The sequence below is a fragment of the Pararhizobium sp. PWRC1-1 genome, from assembly GCF_049897905.1.
GTDB lineage: Bacteria > Pseudomonadota > Alphaproteobacteria > Rhizobiales > Rhizobiaceae > Pararhizobium.
Genome location: NZ_JAFCXE010000010.1, coordinates 43,388 through 67,382 on the forward strand (window position 1 = coordinate 43,388; position 23,995 = coordinate 67,382).

At 60.1% G+C, this 23,995-nt stretch carries 23 protein-coding genes; 21 read left to right on the forward strand and 2 right to left on the reverse strand.

What is annotated here, in order from left to right; translation table 11 throughout:
* The first annotated feature begins 51 nt into the window (after positions 1 to 51).
* The 15 genes from ACP7E0_RS16485 (at position 52) to ACP7E0_RS16555 (ending at position 13,631) form a co-directional block, all read left to right on the forward strand.
* Complete coding sequence (locus ACP7E0_RS16485; protein WP_426126134.1) at positions 52 to 945, forward strand: VOC family protein; 894 nt, start codon at positions 52 to 54, stop codon at positions 943 to 945.
* Complete coding sequence (gene kdsA, locus ACP7E0_RS16490; RefSeq protein WP_426126350.1) at positions 945 to 1,787, forward strand: 3-deoxy-8-phosphooctulonate synthase; 843 nt, start codon at positions 945 to 947, stop codon at positions 1,785 to 1,787. Before ACP7E0_RS16485 ends, kdsA begins: the two co-directional genes overlap by 1 nt.
* Positions 1,788 to 1,920: 133 nt before the next feature.
* Complete coding sequence (eno, locus tag ACP7E0_RS16495) at positions 1,921 to 3,195, forward strand: phosphopyruvate hydratase (RefSeq protein WP_426126135.1); 1,275 nt, start codon at positions 1,921 to 1,923, stop codon at positions 3,193 to 3,195.
* 134 nt (positions 3,196 to 3,329) lie between these two features.
* Complete coding sequence (locus ACP7E0_RS16500; RefSeq protein ID WP_426126136.1) at positions 3,330 to 3,638, forward strand: FtsB family cell division protein; 309 nt, start codon at positions 3,330 to 3,332, stop codon at positions 3,636 to 3,638.
* A 147-nt stretch (positions 3,639 to 3,785) separates the two neighbouring features.
* On the forward strand, positions 3,786 to 4,832 hold the full coding sequence (pdhA, locus tag ACP7E0_RS16505; RefSeq protein ID WP_426126137.1) for a pyruvate dehydrogenase (acetyl-transferring) E1 component subunit alpha: 1,047 nt from the start codon (positions 3,786 to 3,788) through the stop codon (positions 4,830 to 4,832).
* 21 nt (positions 4,833 to 4,853) lie between these two features.
* On the forward strand, positions 4,854 to 6,251 hold the full coding sequence (locus ACP7E0_RS16510) for a pyruvate dehydrogenase complex E1 component subunit beta (RefSeq protein ID WP_426126138.1): 1,398 nt from the start codon (positions 4,854 to 4,856) through the stop codon (positions 6,249 to 6,251).
* 14 nt (positions 6,252 to 6,265) lie between these two features.
* On the forward strand, positions 6,266 to 7,606 hold the full coding sequence (locus tag ACP7E0_RS16515) for a pyruvate dehydrogenase complex dihydrolipoamide acetyltransferase (RefSeq protein ID WP_426126139.1): 1,341 nt from the start codon (positions 6,266 to 6,268) through the stop codon (positions 7,604 to 7,606).
* 20 nt (positions 7,607 to 7,626) lie between these two features.
* A complete protein-coding gene (locus ACP7E0_RS16520; protein ID WP_426126140.1) occupies positions 7,627 to 8,142 on the forward strand; it encodes a hypothetical protein in 516 nt (171 codons plus the stop codon).
* Positions 8,143 to 8,146: 4 nt separating this feature from the next.
* On the forward strand, positions 8,147 to 8,788 hold the full coding sequence (locus ACP7E0_RS16525) for an SGNH/GDSL hydrolase family protein (protein WP_426126141.1): 642 nt from the start codon (positions 8,147 to 8,149) through the stop codon (positions 8,786 to 8,788).
* Positions 8,789 to 9,370: a GNAT family N-acetyltransferase gene (locus tag ACP7E0_RS16530; RefSeq protein ID WP_426126142.1), complete on the forward strand. Its 582-nt coding sequence runs from the start codon at positions 8,789 to 8,791 to the stop codon at positions 9,368 to 9,370. It abuts the gene before it with no gap.
* Between the two features lie 20 nt (positions 9,371 to 9,390).
* Positions 9,391 to 10,836 (forward strand): dihydrolipoyl dehydrogenase, encoded by a 1,446-nt coding sequence (gene lpdA / locus ACP7E0_RS16535; protein WP_426126143.1) that lies wholly within the window; start codon positions 9,391 to 9,393, stop codon positions 10,834 to 10,836.
* A 95-nt stretch (positions 10,837 to 10,931) separates the two neighbouring features.
* A complete protein-coding gene (gene lipA / locus ACP7E0_RS16540; protein WP_426126144.1) occupies positions 10,932 to 11,909 on the forward strand; it encodes a lipoyl synthase in 978 nt (325 codons plus the stop codon).
* A gap of 65 nt (positions 11,910 to 11,974) precedes the next feature.
* Entirely contained in the window at positions 11,975 to 12,556 is a 582-nt protein-coding gene (locus ACP7E0_RS16545; RefSeq protein ID WP_426126145.1) for an AAA family ATPase, read from the forward strand.
* On the forward strand, positions 12,546 to 13,130 hold the full coding sequence (locus ACP7E0_RS16550; protein WP_426126146.1) for an AAA family ATPase: 585 nt from the start codon (positions 12,546 to 12,548) through the stop codon (positions 13,128 to 13,130). The genes ACP7E0_RS16545 and ACP7E0_RS16550 overlap by 11 nt, the downstream gene beginning before the upstream one ends.
* Before the next feature lie 48 nt (positions 13,131 to 13,178).
* On the forward strand, positions 13,179 to 13,631 hold the full coding sequence (locus ACP7E0_RS16555) for a type II toxin-antitoxin system RatA family toxin (RefSeq protein WP_426126147.1): 453 nt from the start codon (positions 13,179 to 13,181) through the stop codon (positions 13,629 to 13,631).
* A gap of 8 nt (positions 13,632 to 13,639) precedes the next feature.
* Here the strand turns inward: ACP7E0_RS16555 and ACP7E0_RS16560 are convergent, their stop codons facing one another.
* Positions 13,640 to 14,140 carry a CinA family protein gene (locus tag ACP7E0_RS16560; protein WP_426126148.1) on the reverse strand — a complete coding sequence of 167 codons (501 nt, stop codon included), beginning with the start codon at positions 14,138 to 14,140 and terminating at the stop codon, positions 13,640 to 13,642.
* Complete coding sequence (locus ACP7E0_RS16565; protein ID WP_426126149.1) at positions 14,137 to 15,351, reverse strand: bifunctional 2-C-methyl-D-erythritol 4-phosphate cytidylyltransferase/2-C-methyl-D-erythritol 2,4-cyclodiphosphate synthase; 1,215 nt, start codon at positions 15,349 to 15,351, stop codon at positions 14,137 to 14,139. The genes ACP7E0_RS16560 and ACP7E0_RS16565 overlap by 4 nt, the downstream gene beginning before the upstream one ends.
* A gap of 244 nt (positions 15,352 to 15,595) precedes the next feature.
* On the opposite strand from ACP7E0_RS16565, the gene dusB reads away from it, so the two are divergent.
* The 6 genes from dusB to ACP7E0_RS16595 all read left to right on the forward strand — a co-directional run bounded on the left by dusB (position 15,596) and on the right by ACP7E0_RS16595 (position 23,970).
* A complete protein-coding gene (gene dusB / locus ACP7E0_RS16570; RefSeq protein ID WP_426126150.1) occupies positions 15,596 to 16,621 on the forward strand; it encodes a tRNA dihydrouridine synthase DusB in 1,026 nt (341 codons plus the stop codon).
* On the forward strand, positions 16,618 to 17,775 hold the full coding sequence (locus tag ACP7E0_RS16575) for a two-component system sensor histidine kinase NtrB (RefSeq protein ID WP_113315673.1): 1,158 nt from the start codon (positions 16,618 to 16,620) through the stop codon (positions 17,773 to 17,775). Before dusB ends, ACP7E0_RS16575 begins: the two co-directional genes overlap by 4 nt.
* On the forward strand, positions 17,772 to 19,226 hold the full coding sequence (gene ntrC / locus ACP7E0_RS16580) for a nitrogen regulation protein NR(I) (protein WP_426126151.1): 1,455 nt from the start codon (positions 17,772 to 17,774) through the stop codon (positions 19,224 to 19,226). The genes ACP7E0_RS16575 and ntrC overlap by 4 nt, the downstream gene beginning before the upstream one ends.
* Before the next feature lie 217 nt (positions 19,227 to 19,443).
* The gene (locus ACP7E0_RS16585; protein WP_426126152.1) at positions 19,444 to 21,717 is read left to right on the forward strand and encodes an ATP-binding protein; all 2,274 of its coding nucleotides are present in this window, start codon (positions 19,444 to 19,446) and stop codon (positions 21,715 to 21,717) included.
* On the forward strand, positions 21,707 to 23,071 hold the full coding sequence (locus ACP7E0_RS16590; RefSeq protein ID WP_113315676.1) for a sigma-54-dependent transcriptional regulator: 1,365 nt from the start codon (positions 21,707 to 21,709) through the stop codon (positions 23,069 to 23,071). The genes ACP7E0_RS16585 and ACP7E0_RS16590 overlap by 11 nt, the downstream gene beginning before the upstream one ends.
* A 35-nt stretch (positions 23,072 to 23,106) precedes the next feature.
* Positions 23,107 to 23,970 (forward strand): D-amino-acid transaminase, encoded by an 864-nt coding sequence (locus ACP7E0_RS16595; protein ID WP_426126153.1) that lies wholly within the window; start codon positions 23,107 to 23,109, stop codon positions 23,968 to 23,970.
* The last annotated feature ends 25 nt before the right edge of the window (positions 23,971 to 23,995 follow it).

Genomic DNA, 23,995 nt, shown 5'->3' on the forward strand with positions numbered 1-23,995 from the left:
GCCGTATAAAACGGGCAAAGCACCTGCCAACGCTGAGCCTCAAGGAAATCCATGACCGTTGCTCCTCGCACGTCCCGCCAGCTCGATCATCTGGTCCTGCCGGTCGGTGAACTCGCAATTGCCCGCAACCGGCTGCAACAGCTGGGTTTTACCGTCGCTGCGGATGCCCGCCATCCCTTTGGAACGGAAAACGCCTGCGTGTTCTTTTCCGACAAGACCTATCTTGAGCCTCTGAGCATCGCCCAGCGTGAGGAATGCGAAGCATCGGCGCAGGCCGGCAATGTCTTTACCGCTCGCGATCAGGCCTACAGGTTCCGGCGCGGACAGGACGGGTTTTCCGCAATCGTTGTGAGCACAGACGACGCAGTGGCCGACCATACCCGTTTTCAAGAGAGAGGCATTTCGGCAGGCGATATGCTGGAATTTTCGCGGCCGATGAAATTGCCGGATGGTTCCGAGGCCGTCGGCAGTTTTCGCCTGTCGTTTGCCGCTGACCTGCGCGCACCGGATTTCTTCTTTATCAGCTGTCAGCGCGTAAAGTCGCTGCCATCGGACCGTGCGGTCCTGGAAATCCATGCCAATGGTGTGACGGGCATGGCGGAAGTCGTACTGTCGGAGCCGAACCCGACCGATTTCCAGTACATCCTGCAGGAAGTGGTCGATGAGCGCGAAGTCTCGGCGCACTCCTTCGGCATGGATATCGAAACGCGCAATGGCGTAAAGATTTCCGTGCTCAATCAGGCCGGAATGTCAGGGTTTTTCGACAGGAAGACCACCGGCCATTCGCGCGGCCTTCGTGGCCGGGCCGTCGTCTTCAAGGTTGCCGATCTGGCCGTGACCGAACATCTTCTTGACGCCAACGCGGTGCCCTTCATCAGAAAAGACAATCGCCTGCTCGTTGCGGAAGCGCCGGGGCAGGGTGTCATCTTCGCATTCGGAGAATAATCATGCAGACCAATGCAAATGTCGTTGCCGGCAGCGGCGCCAGTCAGGTGGTATTTTCCAATACCCAGAAACTGTCGTTGATCGCCGGTCCCTGCCAGATGGAAAGTCGTGACCACGCTTTCATGATCGCCGGCACGATGGTTGAGCTCTGCAAGTCGCTCGGCCTTGGCTATGTCTACAAATCCTCTTTCGACAAGGCCAACCGCACGTCGATTTCCGGCAAGCGGGGCATCGGCCTGGAAAAGGCGATGGAAATCTTTGCCGATCTGAAGAAGGAATTCGGTTTTCCGGTCATCACCGACATCCACACGGAAGAACAGTGTGCTCTGGTGGCCCCGACCGTCGATATTCTGCAGATCCCGGCCTTCCTCTCGCGCCAGACAGATCTTCTGGTTGCCGCTGCAAAGACCGGCCGCGTCATCAACGTCAAGAAGGGTCAGTTCCTGGCTCCCTGGGACATGAAGAATGTGCTCGCCAAGTTCACCGAAAGCGGCAATCCGAACGTGCTGCTTTGCGAACGCGGTGCGTCCTTCGGCTACAACACACTGGTTTCCGACATGCGTTCGCTGCCGATCATGGCAAGCCTTGGTGCACCGGTTATTTTTGACGCCACCCATTCCGTGCAGCAGCCGGGCGGGCAGGGTGCTTCGTCGGGTGGCCAGCGCGAATTCGTCGAGACTTTGGCACGTGCAGCCGTTGCCGTCGGTGTCGCAGGTGTGTTCATCGAGACGCATGAGGATCCCGACAATTCTCCGTCCGACGGTCCGAACATGGTTTACCTGAAGGACATGCCGCGCCTCCTGGAGACGCTGCTGGCATTCGACGCCGTGGCAAAACGCTGATAGCGGGCTTTGTGAATTTTTCTTGAAGGCCGGGCGCTGGCTGCGATTGCTCAGGCCCCGCCATTGTAATTTCCGGTCCATGAATTATGACAGGGCCATCCTCCACCACCATGTTTGAAGCAGGGAAGAGATCATGACTGCAATCATCGACATCATCGGCCGCGAAATTCTCGACAGCCGGGGCAACCCGACCGTCGAAGTCGACGTCCATCTCGAAGACGGCAGCTTTGGCCGCGCCGCAGTTCCCTCGGGCGCTTCGACCGGCGCGCATGAAGCCGTCGAACTGCGTGACGGCGGCAAGCGCTACCATGGCAAGGGTGTCGAAAAGGCAGTCGAAGCCGTCAACGGCGAAATCTTCGAAGCCATCGGCGGCATGGATGCCGAAGACCAGCTTCACATCGACGCAACGATGATCGAACTGGACGGCACGGCCAACAAGTCGCGTCTCGGCGCCAACGCCATCCTCGGCGTGTCGCTCGCCGTGGCCAAGGCTGCCGCGGAAGCTTCCAACCTGCCGCTGTTCCGCTATGTCGGTGGCCCGAACGCGCGCCTGCTGCCGGTTCCAATGATGAACATCATCAACGGCGGTGCGCATGCCGACAACCCGATCGATTTCCAGGAGTTCATGATCCTGCCGGTCGGCGCCGAAAGCCTGCGTGACGCCGTTCGCATGGGCGCGGAAGTCTTCCACGTTCTCAAGAAGGAATTGTCGGCCAAGGGTCACAACACCAATGTCGGCGACGAAGGCGGCTTTGCCCCGGGTCTGAACAGCGCATCCGAAGCGCTCGACTTTATCATGAAGTCGATTGAGAAGGCCGGCTACAAGCCGGGCGAAGACATGTTCCTCGGTCTCGATTGCGCCTCGAGCGAATTCTTCAAGGACGGCAAATACGTCATGGAAGGTGAGGGCCGCACGCTTGAGCCGGGCGCCATGGCCGAATACCTGGCCGAACTGGCCGCCAAATACCCGATCGCTTCGATCGAGGACGGCATGGCTGAAGACGATTGGGAAGGCTGGAAGACGCTGACCGATCTCGCCGGCAAGAAGTGCCAGCTGGTTGGCGACGATCTGTTCGTCACCAACTCTTCGCGCCTGCGTGATGGAATCAAGATGGGCGTTGCCAACTCGATCCTCGTCAAGGTCAACCAGATCGGTTCGCTGTCGGAAACGCTCGACGCCGTCGAGACTGCACACAAGGCCGGCTATACCGCTGTCATGTCGCACCGCTCGGGCGAAACCGAGGATTCGACCATCGCCGATCTCGCCGTTGCCACCAATTGCGGACAGATCAAGACCGGCTCGCTGTCGCGCTCCGACCGGCTTGCCAAGTACAACCAGCTGATCCGTATCGAGGAACAGCTCGGTCCGCAGGCAAAGTATGCCGGCCGCTCGATCTTGCGCGGCTGATACGCACACGCATTGAAATGATGAAACCCGCGTCTGGAAACGGACGCGGGTTTTTCATTGCCCGGGTTATGGTCAACGGTCGGTTAATCTATGGCTGTTAGCGTGTTAAGGTATTGCGTATCAGGGCATGATCTATGTGGACCAAACACCATAAAAAACGGCAGCTGGGGCGGTTTGTTATGCCGCTCATCACTATCGCGTTCCTCACCTATTTCGGTTATCATTCCATCCATGGCGACTTTGGGCTGAAGGCGACGGAGACGTTCGACCGGCAGCGCATCGAGCGTCAGGCACGGCTGGATGAGTTGACTACCAAGCGCCAGATACTGGAAAAGGAAGTCGCACTGCTCAGCGACGGTTCGCTTGAACGTGACATGCTGGACGAAAAGGCGCGGTTTGGGCTGAACATGTCCCGCAGCGACGAAATCGTTATTTTTCACTGAGATGTCACATTAACCGAAAACACGTTAATTCAAAATATTATATTCTTATCAATGGCTTGATAGGAATATAAGCCATGCAAATATGGCATTGCTGTGATCGCATTCTTTCCCTATGGTACCGCAAAAGCCAACCATAGGGAGGATTGAATGGCACCGCGAAAATCCGCGTCCGTTTCCAGTCGCAAGGCAGCTGCAAAGCCAGCGAAAAAGGACTTCACAAAGGGCACGATCGCCGAGTTCGATCGCGATACCGACCTGAAGGCCTACCGCGAAATGCTCCTCATCCGCCGTTTCGAGGAAAAAGCCGGCCAGCTCTATGGCATGGGCTTCATTGGTGGTTTCTGTCATCTCTACATCGGCCAGGAAGCTGTCGTCGTCGGTATGCAGATGGCGCTGAAGGAAGGCGATCAGGTCATAACCGCCTATCGTGACCACGGCCATATGCTCGCCTGCGGCATGAGTGCGCGCGGCGTCATGGCTGAGCTGACCGGCCGCCGCAGCGGGCTTTCCCGCGGCAAGGGTGGCTCGATGCACATGTTCTCCAAGGAAAAGAACTTTTACGGCGGCCACGGCATTGTTGGCGCGCAGGTCTCGCTCGGTACAGGTCTGGCCTTTGCCAACCGCTACCGCGGCAATGACAATGTGTCGCTTGCCTATTTCGGCGATGGCGCTGCCAACCAGGGCCAGGTCTACGAGAGCTTCAACATGGCAGCTCTTTGGAACCTGCCGGTGATCTACATTGTCGAGAACAACCGCTATGCCATGGGCACCTCGGTGTCGCGTGCCTCTGCCGGGCATGATTTCTCGCAGCGCGGCGTGGCACTCGGTATCCCCGGTTACCAGGTTGACGGCATGGACGTCCGTGCGGTCAAGGCTGCAGGTGACGAGGCTGTCGAGCATTGCCGTGCCGGCAAGGGTCCGATGATCCTCGAAATGCAGACCTACCGCTACCGCGGTCACTCGATGTCGGACCCGGCCAAGTACCGTTCGAAGGACGAAGTGCAGAAGATGCGCTCCGAGAACGACCCGATCGAAAAAGTAAGGGTGCGCCTGCTGGAAAGCGGCTGGGCGAGCGAAGACGAGCTGAAGGCAATCGACAAGGACGTTCGCGACATCGTCGCCGACAGCGCCGATTTTGCCCAGGCCGATCCGGAGCCGGATGTATCCGAGCTCTACACCGACATTCTGCTTTAAGACCGGGACGAGGAAAACATCATGCCAATCGAAATTCTGATGCCCGCTCTGTCCCCGACGATGGAAGAAGGCACGCTCAGCAAGTGGCTGAAAAACGAAGGCGACAAGGTTGTCTCCGGCGACGTGATCGCTGAAATCGAAACCGACAAGGCGACCATGGAAGTGGAAGCCGTTGACGAAGGCGTCATCGGCAAGATCCTGATCGCTGCCGGTACCGAAGGCGTCAAGGTCAACACCGCGATCGCGGTCCTGCTTCAGGACGGCGAGAGCGCCGGCGATGTTGCAGCCCCGAAGGCCGCAGCACCTGTTGCTGCAGAGCCTGTTGCTGCAGAGCCCGCCAAGACGGAAGCACCGGCAAAGTCGGAAGCGCCGGCAACCGTTCCGGCTCAGCCGAAGGCGAATATTCCTTCCGATCCGGATATTCCGGCTGGTACCGAAATGGTCTCGACCACCGTGCGCGAAGCGCTTCGTGATGCGATGGCCGAAGAAATGCGCCGCAGCGAAGACGTCTTCGTCATGGGCGAGGAAGTCGCCGAATACCAGGGCGCCTACAAGATCACGCAAGGCCTGTTGCAGGAATTCGGTCCCCGCCGCGTCGTCGATACGCCGATCACCGAGCACGGCTTTGCCGGTATCGGCGTCGGTGCTGCGATGACCGGCCTGCGTCCGATCGTCGAGTTCATGACCTTCAACTTCGCCATGCAGGCGATCGACCAGATCATCAACTCGGCAGCCAAGACGTTGTATATGTCCGGCGGTCAGATGGGCGCTCCGATGGTGTTCCGTGGCCCGTCGGGTGCAGCCGCACGCGTCGGCGCGCAGCACTCGCAGTGCTATGCCGCCTGGTACAGCCATATTCCGGGTCTCAAGGTCGTCATGCCGTATACGGCAGCCGACGCCAAGGGCCTGCTCAAGGCTGCGATCCGCGATCCGAACCCGGTGATCTTTCTCGAAAACGAAATTCTCTACGGGCACTCCTTCGACGTGCCGAAGATGGACGACTTCGTCCTGCCGATTGGCAAGGCACGCATTCATCGTGTCGGCAAGGATGCGACGATCGTTTCCTTCGGCATCGGCATGACCTATGCGGTCAAGGCCGCAGCTGAACTGGAGAAGGAAGGCATCGACGTCGAGATCATCGACCTCAGAACCATCCGTCCGATGGATCTGCCGGCTGTGATTGAATCGGTGAAGAAGACCGGCCGCCTGGTGACCGTCGAGGAAGGCTATCCGCAGTCCTCCGTCGGCACCGAAATTGCCGCCCGCGTCATGCAGCAGGCCTTCGATTATCTCGATGCGCCGATCCTGACGATCGCCGGCAAGGACGTTCCGATGCCTTACGCCGCCAACCTTGAAAAGCTGGCCCTGCCGAATGTCGGCGAAGTCGTCCAGGCGGTAAAGACCGTCTGCTACAAATAAGGGAGGGTGAAGAGATGCCTATCAACATCACCATGCCAGCCCTTTCGCCGACCATGGAAGAGGGCAACCTCGCCAAGTGGCTGGTCAAGGAAGGCGACAAGGTCTCCGCCGGCGACGTTCTCTGCGAGATCGAGACCGACAAGGCGACGATGGAAGTGGAATCGGTCGACGAGGGCACGGTTGCCAAGCTCGTCGTTGCCGCTGGCACCGAAGGCGTCAAGGTCAATGCCTTGATCGCTATTCTGGCTGCCGACGGTGAAGACGTTGCAGCTGCTGCTTCCGGCGGCGCGGCACCGGCTGCAAAGGCCGAGGTTGCCACGACGGAAGCAAAGGCTGAAGCTGCACCGGCAAAGGCCGAGGCAGCACCTGCTGCTCCGGCTCCGGTGGCCGCACAGGCATCTGCTCCAGCGTCATCCGGTACTCGGACCTTCTCTTCGCCGCTGGCTCGCCGTTTGGCCAAGGACGCCGGGATCGATATCTCGGCAGTTTCCGGCACCGGCCCGCATGGCCGCGTGGTCAAGAAGGATGTCGAAACCGCAGTTGCCGGCGGCGGCGCCAAGGCTGCTTCTACGGCCGCGGCTCCAGCAGCTGCTGCTCCGGCTCCGCTTGCCAAGGGTGCATCCGACGAAGCGGTTCTGAAGAACTTCGCCGAAGGCTCCTACGAACTCGTGCCGCATGACGGCATGCGCAAGGTGATTGCCAAGCGCCTGCAGGAATCCAAGCAGACCATTCCGCATTTCTACGTTTCGGTCGATTGCGAACTGGATGCGCTGCTTGCCCTGCGTGCCCAGCTCAATGCTGCAAGCCCGGAAAAGGACGGCAAGCCCGCTTACAAGCTTTCGGTCAATGACATGGTCATCAAGGCGCTGGCGCTTGCACTGCGTGACGTTCCGGATGCCAATGTGTCCTGGACCGAAACCAACATGGTCAAGCACAAGCACGCCGATGTCGGCGTTGCCGTGTCGATCCCTGGTGGCCTGATCACACCGATCGTCCGTAGCGCTGAGCTGAAGAGCCTGTCGGCCATCTCCAACGAGATGAAGGATCTCGGCGCCCGCGCCAAGAGCCGCAAGCTGAAGCCCGAGGAATTCCAGGGCGGCACGACTGCGGTGTCGAACATGGGCATGATGGGCGTCAAGAACTTCGCCGCCGTCGTCAATCCTCCGCATGCAACGATCCTTGCGATCGGGGCCGGCGAGGAGCGGGTCGTCGTCAAGAAGGGCCAGATGGTCGTTGCCACCGTCATGACCGTGACGCTGTCGACCGATCACCGCGCCGTCGATGGCGCGCTCGGGGCCGAACTGCTCGGCGCCTTCAAGCGCTACATCGAAAGCCCGATGGGTATGCTGGTCTGACGGGAGAGAGCGCCGCGACGATGTCATACAAGGTGGGAAACGCAACAGAAAAGACACTAACAGTGCGGCGCTTCTGCGCCGCATCTGCCGTTGCCGTCATTTCCTTGTTCCTGGCGACGTCGGTGCAAGGGGAAGATCTGAATAGCCAGGTTGCCCAGCGTATCGAACAGATAACGGGCAGGACGCTGTTGTTTCGCAACGATAGCGACCGGATCCCTCAGCTCGAATATCTTGGCCCCGACGGCACCGGTGTCGTCTGGTCGGCGGCATTGGGAGATAAGGTGGTGCCGGTCGTCTGGACTGCGAGCAACGGCGATGACGGCAAGGGTGCTCTCTGTCTACTGTTCAAAGGCGCGGATATCGGTACGGCCCAGGACGTCCGGATGTGTGATGGCTTGGACATTGTCGAGTCCGGCATTCGCGACGCCCGCGATGGCGACCCTTTTGGTCTTACGGACGTGACGCAGATGAGGGCGGAGCTGCCGCAGGACGTGGACGGGTTGGCGGATGTCGACCGGTTGTTGGGACGGGAATGACGCAATGAAAACAGTCCTCTGCTACGGTGACAGTCTGACCTGGGGATATGACGCCGAGACCGGCGGCCGGCATGCGTTGGACGACCGCTGGCCAAGTGTGCTGCAGAAGGCGCTGGGTAATGGCGTTCAGGTGATTGCCGAAGGTTTGAACGGCCGCACCACCGCCTACGACGACCACCTGGCCGACTGCGACCGCAACGGCGTGCGCATCCTGCCAACCGTCCTGCAGACCCATGCGCCGATCGATCTGGTTATTTTTCTGCTCGGTACCAACGATATGAAACCCTTGGTGCACGGAACCGCCTTTGGCGCGGTCAAGGGCATCGAGAGGCTGGTCAAACTGGTCTGGCATCACAGCTGGCCGGGTGTGCAGGCCGAAGCGCCGGAAATTCTGATCGTCGCACCGCCGGTGATCAGCGAGACGGCGAATGCTAATTTTGCTGCAATGTATGCCGGTGCCATCGACCAGTCGTCGATGATGGCCTCGCTTTATGCCGATCTCGCCGATGAACTCGGCTGCGGGTTCTTCGATGCCGGTTCGGTGGCAAAGACGACGCCGCTCGATGGGGTGCATCTGGATACAGAAAATACACGCGCCATCGGACGCGGCCTTGAGCCGATGGTCCGGATGATGCTCGGGCTCTGAATGACGGTGGCTTTGCATCTGCGGGCAGCGGAACGGCGGGATGCAGCGGATCTGGCCATTCTGGTCGATATCGCCTCGCATGGTTTTGCGACCTGGCTCTGGCACGGAGCGGTAATGCGCGGAAGCAAGGATACCGCCATGGAGCAGGGGCGGTCGCGGTTGCGGATGGACGACGAGCCTGGTGCCTGGAAAGATGCGACGCTGGCTGAATGGGACAGCGAGATTGCCGGTGTTTCGATCGGCTACGATCTGGATGAGAATGTACGCGATATCGTGGCACCCCATCCGGTGATCAAGCCGCTGTTGGACCTGCAGGTCATGGTGATCGGCAGCCGGTTCATCGATAGTCTGGGTGTCTACCGGCACCATCGCGGCAAGGGTATCGGGCGGGCGCTGCTTGCCCATGAGATCGACAAGGCGAACGGCAGGCAGGTCAGCCTGATCACCGAAAGCCACAATGATACGGCGCTGGCGCTTTATGCGGCCAACGGATTTGCCGAGCAGGCGCGGCTTCAGGCCGTGCCGCTCTTTGAAGATAGCAAAAGGCATGAATGGGTCCTCTTGGCCCGGAACATGACCTAAGGAAGAGGCAGGAAACAAGAATGGCAAATTCCTACGACGTCATCGTCATCGGTTCCGGCCCCGGCGGCTACATCGCGGCCATCCGCGCAGCCCAGCTGGGCCTGAAGGTCGCCGTGGTCGAGCGCGAGCATCTGGCCGGCATCTGCTCCAACTGGGGCTGCATTCCGACCAAGGCGCTGCTGCGCTCCGCCGAAGTGCTTCACCTTGCCGAGCATGCCAAGAACTACGGCCTGACGCTCGAAGGCAAGATCTCGCCGGACCTGCAGGCGATCGTCAAGCGTTCGCGCGGCATTGCCGAGCGCATGAACGGCGGCGTCGCCTTCCTGATGAAGAAGAACAAGGTCGATATCATCTGGGGCGAGGCCAAGCTCACCAAGCCGAACGAGATCGTCGTTGCCAAGACCACCAAGGCGATCGTCCAGCCGCAGGGACCGATCCCGAAGAACACGCTGGGCGAGGGCACCTATACCGCCAAGCACATCATCGTCGCTACCGGCGCCCGTCCGCGCGCGCTGCCGGGCCTCGAGCCGGATGGCAAGCTGATCTGGACCTATTTCGAGGCGATGAAACCGGAGGAAATGCCGAAATCGCTGCTGGTCATGGGCTCCGGCGCCATTGGCATCGAGTTTGCCTCGTTCTACCGCACGATGGGCGTCGATGTAACGGTGGTCGAACTGCTGCCGCAGGTCATGCCGGTCGAGGACGCGGAAATCTCCGCCTTCGCCAAGAAGCAGTTCGACAAGCAGGGCATGAAGATCATTCTCGATGCCAAGGTGACGAAGGTCGAAAAGGCTGCCAATTCGGTCACCGCCCATGTCGAGAAGAAGGACGGCTCGGTCGAGAAGATCACTGCTGACAGGATGATTTCGGCTGTCGGCGTGCAGGGAAATATCGAAAACCTCGGTCTCGAAGCGCTGGGTGTCAAGACCGATCGTGGCTGCATCGTCATCGACGGCTACGGCAAGACCAACGTGCCGGGCGTTTACGCGATCGGCGACGTCGCCGGCCCGCCGATGCTCGCCCACAAGGCCGAGCACGAGGCGGTCATCTGCGTCGAAAAGATCGCTGGCCTGCCGAATGTGCATCCGATGGACAAGCTGAAGATCCCGGGCTGCACCTATTGCAACCCGCAGGTCGCCTCGGTTGGTCTGACCGAAGCCAAGGCAAAGGCGGAAGGCCGCGACATCCGCGTCGGACGTTTTCCGTTCGTTGCCAATGGCAAGGCGATCGCGCTTGGCGAAGATCAGGGTTTGGTGAAAACCATCTTCGACAAGAAGACCGGCGAATTGCTCGGCGCGCATCTGGTTGGCGCTGAGGTCACCGAACTGATCCAGGGCTTCGTCGTCGCCATGAACCTTGAGACAACCGAAGAAGACCTGATGCACACGATCTTCCCGCATCCGACGATTTCGGAGACGCTGAAGGAAAGCGTGCTCGATGCCTACGGACGTGCGCTGAACGCTTGATTGTGCTAGGGCTCGCCTCCATCTGAAAAGGCGGGCCATTCTATCCGGCCCTGACGGGCGCGCTGTTGCGCTTGAAGCAAAATTGGAAGCCATTGATGGTCACGATCCTCGACCGCACCACTCTCGATCCCAACGCTCCGCGTATCCGTCATCCGGAAAAGGCCCACAAGCCCGATACCGAGATGCTGCGCAAGCCGGAATGGATCCGGGTCCGCGCGCCGACCTCGAAGGGCTATGCCGAAACCAAATCGATCGTGAAGGAGCACAAGCTCGTCACGGTCTGTGAAGAGGCGGGATGCCCGAATATCGGCGAGTGCTGGGACAAGAAGCACGCGACCTTCATGATCATGGGCGAGATCTGCACCCGCGCCTGTGCCTTCTGCAACGTCTCCACCGGCAAGCCGAACGCGCTGGATATGGCCGAGCCGGAAAACGTCGCCAAGGCCGTCAAGCAGATGGGCCTGAGCCACGTCGTCATCACCTCCGTCGACCGCGACGATCTGGCTGACGGTGGCGCCGAGCATTTCGAAAAGGTGATCTGGGCCATTCGTGCCGCGTCGCCGCTGACGACCATTGAAATCCTGACGCCCGACTTCCTGAAGAAGCCTGGGGCGCTGGAGCGCGTCGTTGCCGCCAAGCCCGACGTTTTCAACCACAATATGGAAACCGTGCCCGGCAACTATCTGACGGTGCGCCCGGGCGCGCGCTATTTCCATTCGATCCGCCTTTTGCAGCGGGTAAAGGAACTCGATCCGACGATGTTCACCAAATCGGGCATCATGGTCGGCCTTGGCGAAGAGCGCAACGAAGTGCTGCAGCTGATGGACGACCTCAGAACCGCCGATGTCGACTTCCTGACCATCGGCCAATACCTGCAGCCGACCCGCAAGCATCATCAGGTGATGAGCTTTGTCACGCCGGAAGAGTTCAAGTCCTACGAGACGGTCGCCTATACCAAGGGCTTCCTGATGGTCGCCTCCAGCCCGCTGACCCGCTCGTCGCACCATGCCGGCGACGATTTTGCGCGGCTGAAGGCAAACCGCGAGAAAAAGCTTTTGGCCGTGGCCGGATAATCATCCAGACGTTGCCAATCCGAATTTGAACTCTATGGTGCGCGGCTTCGCTGTTGGGAGCCGTCATGCCGTCTTATATCCCGGAAATCGAGGATGTTTTGCCGATCCTGCAGACGGCGCGCCGCTTCCTCGTGATAGGTTGCTCCGGCGGCGGCAAGAGCACGCTTTCGAGAAAACTCTCTGCAAAACTTAATCTGCCCTACATCTCGATGGACCGGGATTTTTTCTGGTTGCCGGGCTGGGTCAAGCGGCCGAAGGTTGAAGAGGGGGTGCTCATCGCGGCCAGTGTTGCGCAGGATCGCTGGATCATGGACGGCAGCGGCCCATCCTCATTTGACCTGCGCTTTCCACGAACGGACCTGGTCATCTGGGTTCGCCTACCGCGCCTGGTTTGCCTCTGGGGGCTTGTCTGTCGCGTTGCATCGAGCTTTGGCCGCGTGCGTCCTGATATGGCGCCGGGCTGCCCTGAACAATTGCCTGATCGTGAATTTCTTTCCTATATCTGGAATTTCGAACAGCGCATTTCTCCCGTGATCGTCAATATGCTCGACCGGCACGCACCGGACATGCCGGTGCTGACGCTTAAGAGCCGGCGGGACATCGATGCTCTGACTGAAAGCGTGCAGGAATTTGCAAATGTCCGATAGGCTTTTGAACGTTGTTCAGGCGGCAGCGGCCCTTCGCACCGCCGATCGTGTTCTCGTGATCGGTTGTTCCGGTAGCGGAAAGAGCACATTGGCGCAGACGCTTTCCGTGCTGTTTACGCTTCCCTATGTCTCCATGGACCGCGACGTTTTCTGGATGCCGGGATGGACGCAGCGCCCGAGGGGCGAGGCGCTTGAGATCGTCGAGCGGGCGGTGACCCGGCCGCGGTGGATCATGGACGGCACAAGCCCCGGCACCTTGCCGCTGCGCCTGCCGCGCACCGATCTCGTCATCTGGATGCGGCCGCGCCGTCATGTTTCACTCTATGGAGTCGTCAGCCGCTGGCTGCGATTTCGCGGCAGGACGCGACCGGAAATGGCCAAGAACTGCCCGGAGCGCCTGACGCTCGAGTTCCTGTCATACATCTGGAATTTCGAGAAGACGGAAAGCCCGGAGATCGAGCAGAAGCTGGCGGATTACGGTTCTGAAGTGCCTGTGTTCGTTGTCCGGTCGCATGCCGACACGAGAAGCCTGCAGGATTTCCTCACGTCACAGAAGTCTGCTGGTCCTGCATGACGCCAGGCGCATCTTGTTTTTCCGCACATCATTGAATATCTGAACGCCATGCCACAATTCGAGACCCGCCGGCCTGTCAAGTATACGCCCGAACAGATGTTCGACCTGATCGCCGATGTTGAAAAATATCCGCAATTCCTGCCGCTGTGCGAGGGGCTGACCGTGCGTTCGCGCAAGGAGCGCGATGGCAAGGAGCTGCTCGTCGCGGATATGACCGTTGGCTACAAGGCGATCCGCGAGACGTTTACGACGCAGGTTCTGCTGAACAAGGCAGAGCGCATCATCGACGTCAAATATATCGATGGGCCGTTCAGGTATCTCGACAATCGCTGGAGTTTTGAAGCGATGGGAGAGGGCGGCTGTTCCGTCAACTTCTTCATCGACTACGAGTTCAAGAGCCGCATTCTTGGCGCCCTTATGGGCTCGATGTTCGACCGGGCATTCCGGATGTTTTCCGAAGCCTTCGAGAAGCGTGCTGACACGATCTACGCGACGGTGTAGCGGAAACGTCAGCTTGCCGCCGTTTCTTCCAGCATGTCGAGCGCCGTGCGCACGGTTGCCATCCTGACCGAGTCGCGGCCGATGTTGCCATAGCGCATCTCGCGGTGATGCACCGCGCCGTTTCGGCTGGCTGCCGCCAGATGCACCAGTCCGACCGGCTTTTCTTCCGATCCGCCGCCCGGACCGGCGACGCCGGTAACGGCAACCGCCACATCTGCCTTCGAGTGGCTAAGTGCGCCGCGCACCATTTCAATCGCCGTCTGGCGCGAGACGGCGCCGTGCGTTTCAAGTGTTGCAGTATTGACGCCGAGCATCTGGATCTTCGCGTCGTTGGAATAGGTGACGAAGCCGCGATCGACGACCGACGAAGAGCCCGGAATTTCCGTCAGGACGCCGGCGATCAGGCCGCCTGTGCAGGATTCGGCCGTGGCCACCATCAGGCCGTGTTCGGAAAAGGCGGCGATCAGCATGCCTGCCTTGGCTTCGATATCCTCCGGCCAGCCGCTCATTTGATACCTCCGTTGTAGACAACCGTTGCCGTTGCGATCGCTGCGATGCCTTCGCGGCGACCGATAAAGCCGATCTTTTCGTTTGTTGTCGCCTTGACCGAGCAGCGATTCAGCGAGATGCCGAGCATATCTGCGAGATTTTCCCGCATCGCCAGCCGGTGCGGGCCGATCTTCGGCGCCTCTGCAATGAGAGATACATCGGCATTCATGATCGTGCCGCCATTGTCGCGAACGATCTTTGCCGCGTGCTCGAGAAAGACGCGGGAGGCGGCACCCTTCCACTGTGGATCGGACGGTGGAAAATGATCGCCAATATCGCCGGCACCACAGGTGGCAAGCAGGGCGTCGGTCAAGGCATGCAGCGCGACGTCGGCGTCGGAATGCCCGAGCAGTGTCTGGTCATGCGGCATGAAAATGCCGCAGAGCGTCACGCCGTCGCCATCGATCAGCTGGTGCACGTCATAGCCATTGCCGGTTCGCACGTCCGGAAGTGCGTTCCTGTTCAGTTTTTCATCGGCCATGGTGATATCCCGTTTGATCGTCAGTTTTACATTGTCCACCGATCCCTCGATCAGCGTCACCGGCATTCCGGCCCATTCGGCAATCGAGGCGTCGTCGGTAAAATCCGAGCGGCCGGAGACGGCGGCATTCATGTGCGCTTCCAGAATCGATGCGAAGCGAAAGCACTGGGGCGTCTGGGCGCCGTAGAGGGCCACCCTCGGCACCGTCTCCACAACCTTTCCGTCAGCAGAGCCACGCTTCAACGTATCGGCAACCGCAATGGCGGGCAGGAGGGCGTCGGCACCCTCTGCCAGCATTGAGACGCAACGGTCGAGCAACGCGTGGTCGATAAAAGGCCGGACTGCATCATGGATCATCACATGGGTGATGCCGGACTGTTCCAGCGCCTTCAGTCCCGCCAGCACCGAAAGCTGCCGCGTCGGCCCGCCATGGACAAAAGTGACATTCGAGGTATCACCGGAAACACGGCTGAGTGCATGAACGAACAGAGCTTCATCATCGGGATGAATGACGACGACGATCGTCTTTTCCCTCGGCCATGTCGCAAAAACGTCAAGCGTATGGGTCATAACCGGCAGCCCGCCGATGGTGCGGTATTGCTTCGGTCCATCCTGCAGCGAGCCGGCGCGTTCACCCCGGCCGGCAGCGACAATGACGACACCACAGGAAAACTGTTCTTTTGCGCGCATCTTCTATATGGGTTCCTGCAAATAGGTCGCTGCCCGGCCCGCTACCAAGTGTACGGGCAGGTCTTTCGCTCCAGTCTTCGTCAAACACCAGGCGCATGCCGGCTCGGCAGGCGGTGCTTCAAATCGTGGTGGTGATTTACCGCGAAGGGGTGGGCTTTACCAGTTGTCCCGAGAATTTTGTCGTAGAGCTCTGAAATCGCTTGGCAAGCCCGTCAAGTATGTCTAAAAATAGTGCAGAATAAAGATGTGCCCGAAAGATAATCATTTGCAGATACCGGATTTGTCATCCCCGTTTCGGGTTGGCCGGCTCTCCTTCAGGAACCGCGTCGTGCTTGCGCCGATGTCCGGCGTGACGGACTTGCCCTTCCGGCAGTTGGCCTGGCGGTTCGGCGCAGGCCTCGTCGTGACCGAAATGGTAGCAAGCCGCGAACTGGTCGGCAATGCATCTGAAAGCTGGTCGCGGCTGAAGAGTTCCGGCATCGATCCGCATATGGTTCAGTTGGCCGGGCGCGAGGCGTACTGGATGGGGGAAGCGGCAAAGATCGCCGCCGACAATGGCGCCGATGTCATCGACATCAATATGGGCTGCCCGGCCAAGAAGGTGACGGGCGGTTATTCCGGCTCGGCGCTGATGCGCGATCCGGATCACGCGCTGTCGCTGATTGAGGCGACGGTCAAGGCGGTTGATGTTCCGGTGACGTTGAAGATGCGGCTCGGCTGGGACGAGAATACCATCAACGCGCCGTTGATCGCCAAGCGGGCGCAAGAGGCTGGCGTCCAGATGATCACCATTCATGGCCGCACCCGCATGCAGTTCTATAACGGCACTGCTGATTGGGATGCGATCCGCGCCGTTCGTGATGTGATTTCAGTACCGCTGGTCGCCAATGGCGATGTGGCTACGCGCGACGACGCCAACGAAATTCTCAGGCGCTCCGGCGCCGATGCGGTGATGATCGGGCGCTCCAGCCAGGGACGGCCCTGGCATGCCGGCGTGCTCGCCGGCGCGGTCGAGCATCCGGATGCAGCCGAGATCGCTGAGATCGTTGCCGAGCATTACGGCATGATGCTGGAATTCTACGGCGCCGATATCGGCCTTCGGCATGCGCGAAAACATCTCGGTTGGTATCTGGGCCGGTTTGCGCCGCAGCTTGCAGCGCAGGAGAAAGCGGCAATCATGACCTCGACCGACCCTGCCATCGCCTTGTCTGGCGCGGTGGCTGCCATTGCGGCCGGGCGTGGCCTCGGCGAACAAAAGGATGCGGCATGACCGAGAAAATGGGCGACGAGGAACGCAAGGCGGTCAATTCGCTGCCGATGGCGGTTCTCAACGCCATCCAGAATCCGGTGATCCTCGTCGATGAGAACGGTCTCGTTGCCTTTGCCAACTGGGAAGCGGAGGCATTCTTTGGCGCCAGCGCCAATCATCTCGCCCGCCACGACATCAGCGCCTTCATTCCGTTCGGCAGCCCGCTTTTGACGCTGATCGAGCAGGTCCGCGAACGGCGTGCGGCTGTCAACGAATACCGGGTCGATCTAAGCTCGCCGCGGCTCGGTGCCGACAAGCTCGTCGATCTCTATGTGGCGCCGGTCCTGTCCGAGCCGGGTTCTGTCGTGATCGTCTTCCAGGAGCGCTCGATGGCCGACAAGATCGACCGGCAGCTGACCCACCGGGCAGCGGCCCGATCGGTCACCGGCCTTGCCTCGATGCTTGCCCATGAGATCAAGAACCCATTGTCGGGTATTCGTGGTGCAGCCCAGCTGCTCGAGACATCGGTCAATGACGAGGACAGGGCGCTGACACGGCTGATCTGCGACGAGACGGACCGGATCGTGTCGCTGGTCGATCGCATGGAAGTGTTTTCCGACGAGCGGCCGGTTGACCGTCATCCGGTCAATATTCACTCGGTGCTGGATCATGTGAAGGCCATCGCCAAGGCGGGTTTTGCCCGGAAAATCCGGATCACCGAAAATTACGACCCCTCGCTGCCGCCGGTCTACGCCAACCGTGACCAGCTGATCCAGGTGTTTCTCAACCTGATCAAGAACGCCGCGGAAGCGGTTGCCGACAAGCCGGACGGCGAAATCATGCTGACGACCGCCTATAGGCCGGGTATCCGCCTGTCGGTCGCCGGAACGCGGGAAAAGATTTCGCTGCCGCTCGAATTCTGCGTTCATGACAACGGACCGGGCGTGCCTTCCGATCTGGTGCCGCACCTGTTTGATCCATTCATCACCACCAAGACCAACGGCTCCGGTCTCGGCCTTGCCCTCGTCGCCAAGATCATCGGCGGCCATGGCGGCATCGTCGAATGCGACAGCCAGTCGAGCCGCACGACATTTCGCGTTCTGATGCCCGCCTCCAAAGGGCCGACGGCCGAAGACAGCGAGCCTCTGACCATCATAAAAGGACAATCCCGATGACTGGCGCCACCATTCTCGTCGCTGACGACGACGCTGCCATCCGTACCGTTCTCAACCAGGCGCTGAGCCGCGCCGGTTACGACGTCCGCATCACCTCGAACGCAGCGACGCTGTGGCGGTGGATTTCGGCGGGTGACGGCGATCTCGTTGTCACCGATGTGGTCATGCCGGACGAGAATGCCTTCGACCTGCTTCCTCGCATCAAGAAGGCGCGGCCGGATCTGCCGGTGCTGGTGATGAGCGCCCAGAATACCTTCATGACCGCGATCAAGGCCTCGGAAAAAGGCGCCTACGATTATCTGCCCAAGCCCTTCGATCTCACCGAACTGATTGCCATCATCGGCCGTGCACTGGCGGAGCCCAGACGCAAGCCGGTGAAACTGGAAGACGATCCGCAGGACGGCATGCCGCTGGTCGGCCGCTCGGCCGCCATGCAGGAAATCTACCGGGTTCTCGCCCGTCTGATGCAAACCGATCTGACACTGATGATCACCGGCGAATCCGGCACCGGCAAGGAGCTGGTCGCCAAGGCGCTGCACGACTACGGCAAGCGCCGCAACGGCCCGTTTGTCGCTATCAACATGGCGGCGATCCCGCGCGATCTGATCGAATCGGAACTGTTCGGTCACGAGAAGGGCGCCTTTACCGGTGCGCAGAACCGCTCGAGCGGCCGTTTCGAACAGGCCGAAGGCGGCACGCTGTTTCTCGACGAAATCGGCGACATGCCGATGGATGCGCAGACGCGCCTGCTGCGCGTGCTGCAGCAGGGCGAATACACGACCGTGGGCGGTCGCACGCCGATCCGCTCGGATGTTCGCATCGTCGCTGCGACCAACAAGGATCTGAAACAGTCGATCAACCAGGGCCTGTTCCGCGAGGACCTCTATTACCGCCTGAACGTCGTGCCGCTGCGGCTGCCGCCGCTGCGTGATCGCGCCGAAGATATTCCCGATCTCGTCCGTCATTTCGTCCAGCAGGCCGAAAAGGAAGGGCTCGACGTCAAGCGCTTTGATCAGGAAGCGCTGGAACTGATGAAGGCGCATCCGTGGCCCGGCAACGTCCGCGAACTGGAAAACGTTGTGCGCCGCCTGACCGCCCTCTATCCGCAGGACGTCATCACCCGTGAAATCATCGAAAGCGAATTGCGCTCCGACATTCCCGACAGCCCGATCGAGAAGGCGTCGAGCCGCTCTGGGTCGATGTCGATTTCGCAGGCCGTGGAAGAGAACATGCGGCAGTATTTTGCCGGCTTTGGCGAGGGGCTGCCGCCGGCGGGCCTTTATGACCGTGTGCTGGCCGAAATGGAATATCCGCTTATACTGGCTGCCTTGACGGCAACGCGCGGCAATCAGATCAAGGCGGCCGACCTGCTTGGCCTGAACCGGAATACCCTGCGCAAGAAAATCCGCGAGCTTGGGGTTTCGGTTTACCGTAGTTCTCGCAGCGCTTGACTTGACACCCATAACCGTTGCATTTTCGCCACAATATGTTGCTTAGAAAGCACACGGGTGACAGCTGAGTCTTTCCGTTCGTCATCCGCCGGATCTGGCCTCTCTGCGTTTGAAAGCAGGCGTCGATCGGGTCATGGCGGTCATTTCTTGACCACGGCGTGTAAAATGCCCGCTGCTTTCCCATGGAAAGCGAGGCGGGACAGGGGATGCATTTCTGATGGCCGAAGGGCTGATTGAGCCACTGGCGAAAGAAGACGTTGCCGTGATCGGCCATGACCGGCGCGCATCTTTTGCGCTGCCGGGCCTGTTGCTGGCGACCGGTGCGCTGGTCTGCGCGATCATATCGCTGCTGGTTCTGCTTGGCCTCACGCCGATCAAGCCCGAAACCAATATCATCATCGGCTCGGCCGCGATCAACGCGCTGTTCGTCATCGGACTGCTGTTTCTGATCGGCCGGGAGATCCTGCGCCTCTTGAAGGCACGTAGCCGGGGCAGGGCGGCTGCCCGTCTGCACGTGCGCATCGTCGCGCTGTTTTCGATCGTCGCGATCACGCCTGCCATTCTGGTGGCAATTTTTGCCAGCATCACGCTCGACGTCGGTCTTGATCGATGGTTTTCGTTGCGCACGCAGTCGATCGTCAGTTCCTCGCTCGATGTGGCGCAGGCCTATATGCTCGAAAATGCCAGCTATCTGCAGGGGCAGACCGTCTCCATGGCCAATGACCTGGAGCGCAACCGCCAGCTCTACAGCCTCGACCGCACCGGCTTCATTGAACTGATGACGCGGCAGGCCCGCGGCCGCGGCATGCTCGGCGCCTTTCTCGTGCGTGGCGATGGTTCGCCGATCCTTCAGGCCAATATCCCGACGGAGCGGCCGCTGCCGGCCATTCCGAAGGATGCGCTGCTGAGCACGGTATCCGGCCAGCCGACCCTTATTCCTCCAGGGGTAACCAATCTCGTCGGTGCGATTATCCCGATCGACAATATCGAGGGTGCCTATCTCTACACCGTCCGCAGCGTCGATCCGAAGGTGATGCGCTCGATGCGGCTGATGGAGGAAAACACCGCCGAATACAAAAACCTGGAGGCGGGCCGCACATCGTTGCAGGTGGCATTCGGGGTGCTTTATCTCGGTTTCGCGCTGATCGTGCTTCTGGCTGCTATCTGGACGGCTATCGCGGTCGCTGACCGGATCGTCCGGCCGATCCGGCTTCTGATCGGCGCAGCCGACAGCGTTGCGAGCGGCAATCTGAATGTCATCGTGCCCGTTCATGCGGTGGATGGCGATGTCGGCAGCCTGTCGCGCACGTTCAACAAGATGATCGCCGAAATCCGCACGCAACGCGACCAGATCCTCGAGGCGAAGGACGAGATGGATGACAGGCGCCGCTTTATCGAGGCGGTGCTTTCCGGCGTGACGGCAGCCGTGATCGGTGTCGAGGACGACCGGCGCATCACCATCGCCAATCCGTCGTCGGAGCATTTCCTGTCGCGTACGACATTGGAACTGGTGGGTGAAAGGCTTGCCGATGTGGCGCCCGAGATCGAACAGGTCCTCAATGAGGCTGCCAGCCGCCATCGCAACGATTACCGCAAGCAGATCAACATCATGCGCGGCGGCACCGAGCGGACGTTGAATGTTCAGGTGACGCGCGAGGAATCGCACGATGCCAAGGATTCCTACGTCATCACTGTCGATGACATTACCGATCTTGTCATCGCCCAGCGCTCGACCGCCTGGGCCGATGTGGCGCGTCGCATCGCCCATGAAATCAAGAACCCTCTGACGCCGATCCAGCTGTCGGCCGAGCGGCTCAAGCGCCGCTACGGCAAGCAGATCAACCAGGACGACCGTGCGGTGTTCGACCAGTGCACGGATACGATTGTTCGCCAGGTCGAGGATATCGGCCGCATGGTCGATGAATTTTCCGGTTTCGCGCGCATGCCCAAGCCGACCAAGGAAAAGGCTGATCTGCGCAATATCTTGAAGGACGCGATTTTCCTGCGCGAGATGGGCAACACCCATGTGACTTTCATCCGCGATCTCGGCGAGGAGCCGCTCGACGGCACATTCGACAGCCGCATGCTGGGACAGGCCTTTGGCAACATCATCAAGAACGCGGTCGAAGCGATCGAGGCCCTGCCTGCGGATGCCGTTCGCGGCGATCGCAAGGTGATGGTGCGATCACGTTTGAATGAAACGAGCGGCCAGTTCGTTGTTGATATTATCGACAACGGCCGGGGACTGCCGACCGAAAATCGCCATCGAATTCTCGAGCCCTATATGACGATGCGCGAAAAGGGCACCGGCCTTGGTCTCGCGATCGTCAAGAAGATCATCGAGGATCATGGCGGACAATTGGAACTGCATGATGCTCCCGCCGATTTCGATCGGGGTCAGGGTGCGATGATTCGCATTATCTTGCCGCCGGCTGGACAAAGCAGCGGCACTGAAGACAGACAAGACAAGGATACTTCCTATGGCGGCTGACATTCTGGTTGTGGACGACGAAGAAGACATTCGCGAAATCGTCTCCGGTATCCTGTCCGACGAGGGGCACGAAACCCGCACCGCGTTCGATAGCGACAGCGCGCTTGCCGCCATCAGCGATCGCGTGCCGCGCCTCGTCTTCCTCGATATCTGGATGCAGGGCAGCCGCCTTGATGGTCTAGCGCTGCTCGACGAGATCAAGAGCCGCTATCCGGACCTGCCGGTGGTGATGATTTCGGGCCACGGCAATATCGAGACCGCCGTTTCGGCGATCCGGCGCGGTGCCTATGACTTCATCGAAAAGCCGTTCAAGGCAGACCGGCTGATTCTCATTGCTGAACGGGCGCTGGAAAACTCCAAGCTGAAGAAGGAAGTCTCCGAGCTGAAGAAGCGCTCGGGCGATCCCGTCGAGCTGATCGGAACCTCCGTTGCCGTGTCGCAGCTGCGCCAGACGATCGAGAAGGTTGCGCCGACCAATAGCCGCATCATGATCCACGGTCCGTCCGGCTCCGGCAAGGAACTGGTGGCCCGGATGATCCACCGGAAGTCCTCACGGGCAGGTGGACCGTTCGTGGCGCTGAATGCTGCGGCGATCACCCCTGATCGCATGGAAATGGCGTTGTTCGGTACCGAGGGAACGCCGGGCCAGCCGCGCAAGACCGGCGCGCTTGAAGAGGCCCATGGCGGTATTCTCTATCTCGACGAAGTCGGTGAAATGCCGCGCGAGACACAGAACAAGATCCTGCGCGTTCTGGTCGATCAGCAATTCGAGCGGGTTGGCGGATCAAAACGCGTCAAGGTCGATGTCCGCATCATTTCCTCGACCGCCTATAATCTCGAAAGCCAGATTGCCGAAGGTGCCTTTCGCGAGGACCTCTACCACCGGCTGGCCGTCATTCCCGTTCGTGTGCCGCCGCTGGCGGAACGGCGCGAGGATATTCCGTTTCTGGTCGATATGTTCATGCGCCAGATCAGCGAGCAGGCGGGCATTCGCACCCGCAAGATCGGTGACGACGCGTTGGCCGTCCTGCAATCGCACGACTGGCCGGGCAATATCCGGCAGCTGCGCAACAATATCGAACGGCTGATGATTCTCGCCCGCAGCGATGGTCCGGATACGGCGATCTCGGCCGACATGCTGCCGAGCGAAGTCGGTGACAGCCTGCCGAAGATTTCGACGCAAGGGGACCATCACATCATGACGCTGCCTTTGCGGGAGGCGCGTGAAATGTTCGAACGGGACTACCTGATCGCCCAGATCAACCGTTTCGGCGGCAATATTTCCCGCACGGCGGAGTTTGTCGGGATGGAGCGCTCAGCGCTGCATCGCAAACTGAAATCGCTCGGCGTCTGAAAACCCGGTTGTTATCGTTCTAAGACAGGTCATCCATGTCGCGCATTGCCTATGTCAACGGCGCCTACCAGCGTCATACCGAAGCTGCTGTCCATATCGAGGATCGCGGCTTCCAGCTCGCCGACGGCGTCTATGAGGTCTGCGAGATCCGCCACGGCTTCATCGTCGATCTGACCCGACACCTCGACCGGCTGGACCGGTCGCTGCGCGAACTGCGGATAGTTTGGCCGATGAAACGAGCAGCGCTTGTCCTGGTCATTCGCGAAGTCGCGCGCCGCAATCGGGTCAGGAACGGCCTGTTCTATCTGCAGGTTACGCGAGGTGCTGCGCGGCGCGACCATGTTTTTCCAGCAGCCGATACACCATCGACTATCGTGGTGACAGCCAAGCGTACCGATGCGTCGGTGATCGCCAGGAAGAATGCTCTCGGCATCAACGCCATAACCGTTCCCGAGAACCGCTGGGACCGTGTCGACATCAAATCCGTTGGATTGCTGCCGAATGTGCTGGCACGGCAAGCGGCCAAGGAGCAGGGCGCCCAGGAGGCGATCTTTGTCGATCCGGATGGAACGGTGAAGGAGGGCGCAGCAACCAATGTCTGGATCGTCGACAAGGAAGGCCGTCTGCGGACGCGTCACGCCGAACACGGCATCCTGCGCGGGATCACCCGCACGACGCTGAAGGATGTCACCGCTGCGATCGGGCTGGAGATTGTCGAAGAGGCTTTTTCCGTCGAGGACATGCAGGAAGCGCGCGAGGTTTTCATCACGGCTGCCACCAGTATCTGTTTTCCGGTCGTTTCTGTTAACGGTAAAACCATCGCCAACGGCCATCCGGGCAGCGTGTCACAGAAAATTCGTGAAGCCTTTTTCGACATTGCGGAAAAGACCGCGATTTGATACCAAATCCGGGGGGACGCTTTAA

Bases quoted from the DNA above. Each gene is read 5' to 3' on its own strand.
- ACP7E0_RS16485 (WP_426126134.1), top strand. From the start codon at position 52: ATGACCGTTGCTCCTCGCACGTCCCGCCAGCTCGATCATCTGGTCCTG.
- eno (WP_426126135.1), top strand. From the start codon at position 1,921: ATGACTGCAATCATCGACATCATCGGCCGCGAAATTCTCGACAGCCGG.
- ACP7E0_RS16500 (WP_426126136.1), top strand. From the start codon at position 3,330: ATGTGGACCAAACACCATAAAAAACGGCAGCTGGGGCGGTTTGTTATG.
- pdhA (WP_426126137.1), top strand. From the start codon at position 3,786: ATGGCACCGCGAAAATCCGCGTCCGTTTCCAGTCGCAAGGCAGCTGCA.
- ACP7E0_RS16510 (WP_426126138.1), top strand. From the start codon at position 4,854: ATGCCAATCGAAATTCTGATGCCCGCTCTGTCCCCGACGATGGAAGAA.
- ACP7E0_RS16515 (WP_426126139.1), top strand. From the start codon at position 6,266: ATGCCTATCAACATCACCATGCCAGCCCTTTCGCCGACCATGGAAGAG.
- ACP7E0_RS16520 (WP_426126140.1), top strand. From the start codon at position 7,627: ATGTCATACAAGGTGGGAAACGCAACAGAAAAGACACTAACAGTGCGG.
- ACP7E0_RS16525 (WP_426126141.1), top strand. From the start codon at position 8,147: ATGAAAACAGTCCTCTGCTACGGTGACAGTCTGACCTGGGGATATGAC.
- ACP7E0_RS16530 (WP_426126142.1), top strand. From the start codon at position 8,789: ATGACGGTGGCTTTGCATCTGCGGGCAGCGGAACGGCGGGATGCAGCG.
- lpdA (WP_426126143.1), top strand. From the start codon at position 9,391: ATGGCAAATTCCTACGACGTCATCGTCATCGGTTCCGGCCCCGGCGGC.
- lipA (WP_426126144.1), top strand. From the start codon at position 10,932: ATGGTCACGATCCTCGACCGCACCACTCTCGATCCCAACGCTCCGCGT.
- ACP7E0_RS16545 (WP_426126145.1), top strand. From the start codon at position 11,975: ATGCCGTCTTATATCCCGGAAATCGAGGATGTTTTGCCGATCCTGCAG.
- ACP7E0_RS16550 (WP_426126146.1), top strand. From the start codon at position 12,546: ATGTCCGATAGGCTTTTGAACGTTGTTCAGGCGGCAGCGGCCCTTCGC.
- ACP7E0_RS16555 (WP_426126147.1), top strand. From the start codon at position 13,179: ATGCCACAATTCGAGACCCGCCGGCCTGTCAAGTATACGCCCGAACAG.
- ACP7E0_RS16560 (WP_426126148.1), bottom strand. From the start codon at position 14,140: ATGAGCGGCTGGCCGGAGGATATCGAAGCCAAGGCAGGCATGCTGATC.
- ACP7E0_RS16565 (WP_426126149.1), bottom strand. From the start codon at position 15,351: ATGCGCGCAAAAGAACAGTTTTCCTGTGGTGTCGTCATTGTCGCTGCC.
- dusB (WP_426126150.1), top strand. From the start codon at position 15,596: ATGTGCCCGAAAGATAATCATTTGCAGATACCGGATTTGTCATCCCCG.
- ACP7E0_RS16575 (WP_113315673.1), top strand. From the start codon at position 16,618: ATGACCGAGAAAATGGGCGACGAGGAACGCAAGGCGGTCAATTCGCTG.
- ntrC (WP_426126151.1), top strand. From the start codon at position 17,772: ATGACTGGCGCCACCATTCTCGTCGCTGACGACGACGCTGCCATCCGT.
- ACP7E0_RS16585 (WP_426126152.1), top strand. From the start codon at position 19,444: ATGGCCGAAGGGCTGATTGAGCCACTGGCGAAAGAAGACGTTGCCGTG.
- ACP7E0_RS16590 (WP_113315676.1), top strand. From the start codon at position 21,707: ATGGCGGCTGACATTCTGGTTGTGGACGACGAAGAAGACATTCGCGAA.
- ACP7E0_RS16595 (WP_426126153.1), top strand. From the start codon at position 23,107: ATGTCGCGCATTGCCTATGTCAACGGCGCCTACCAGCGTCATACCGAA.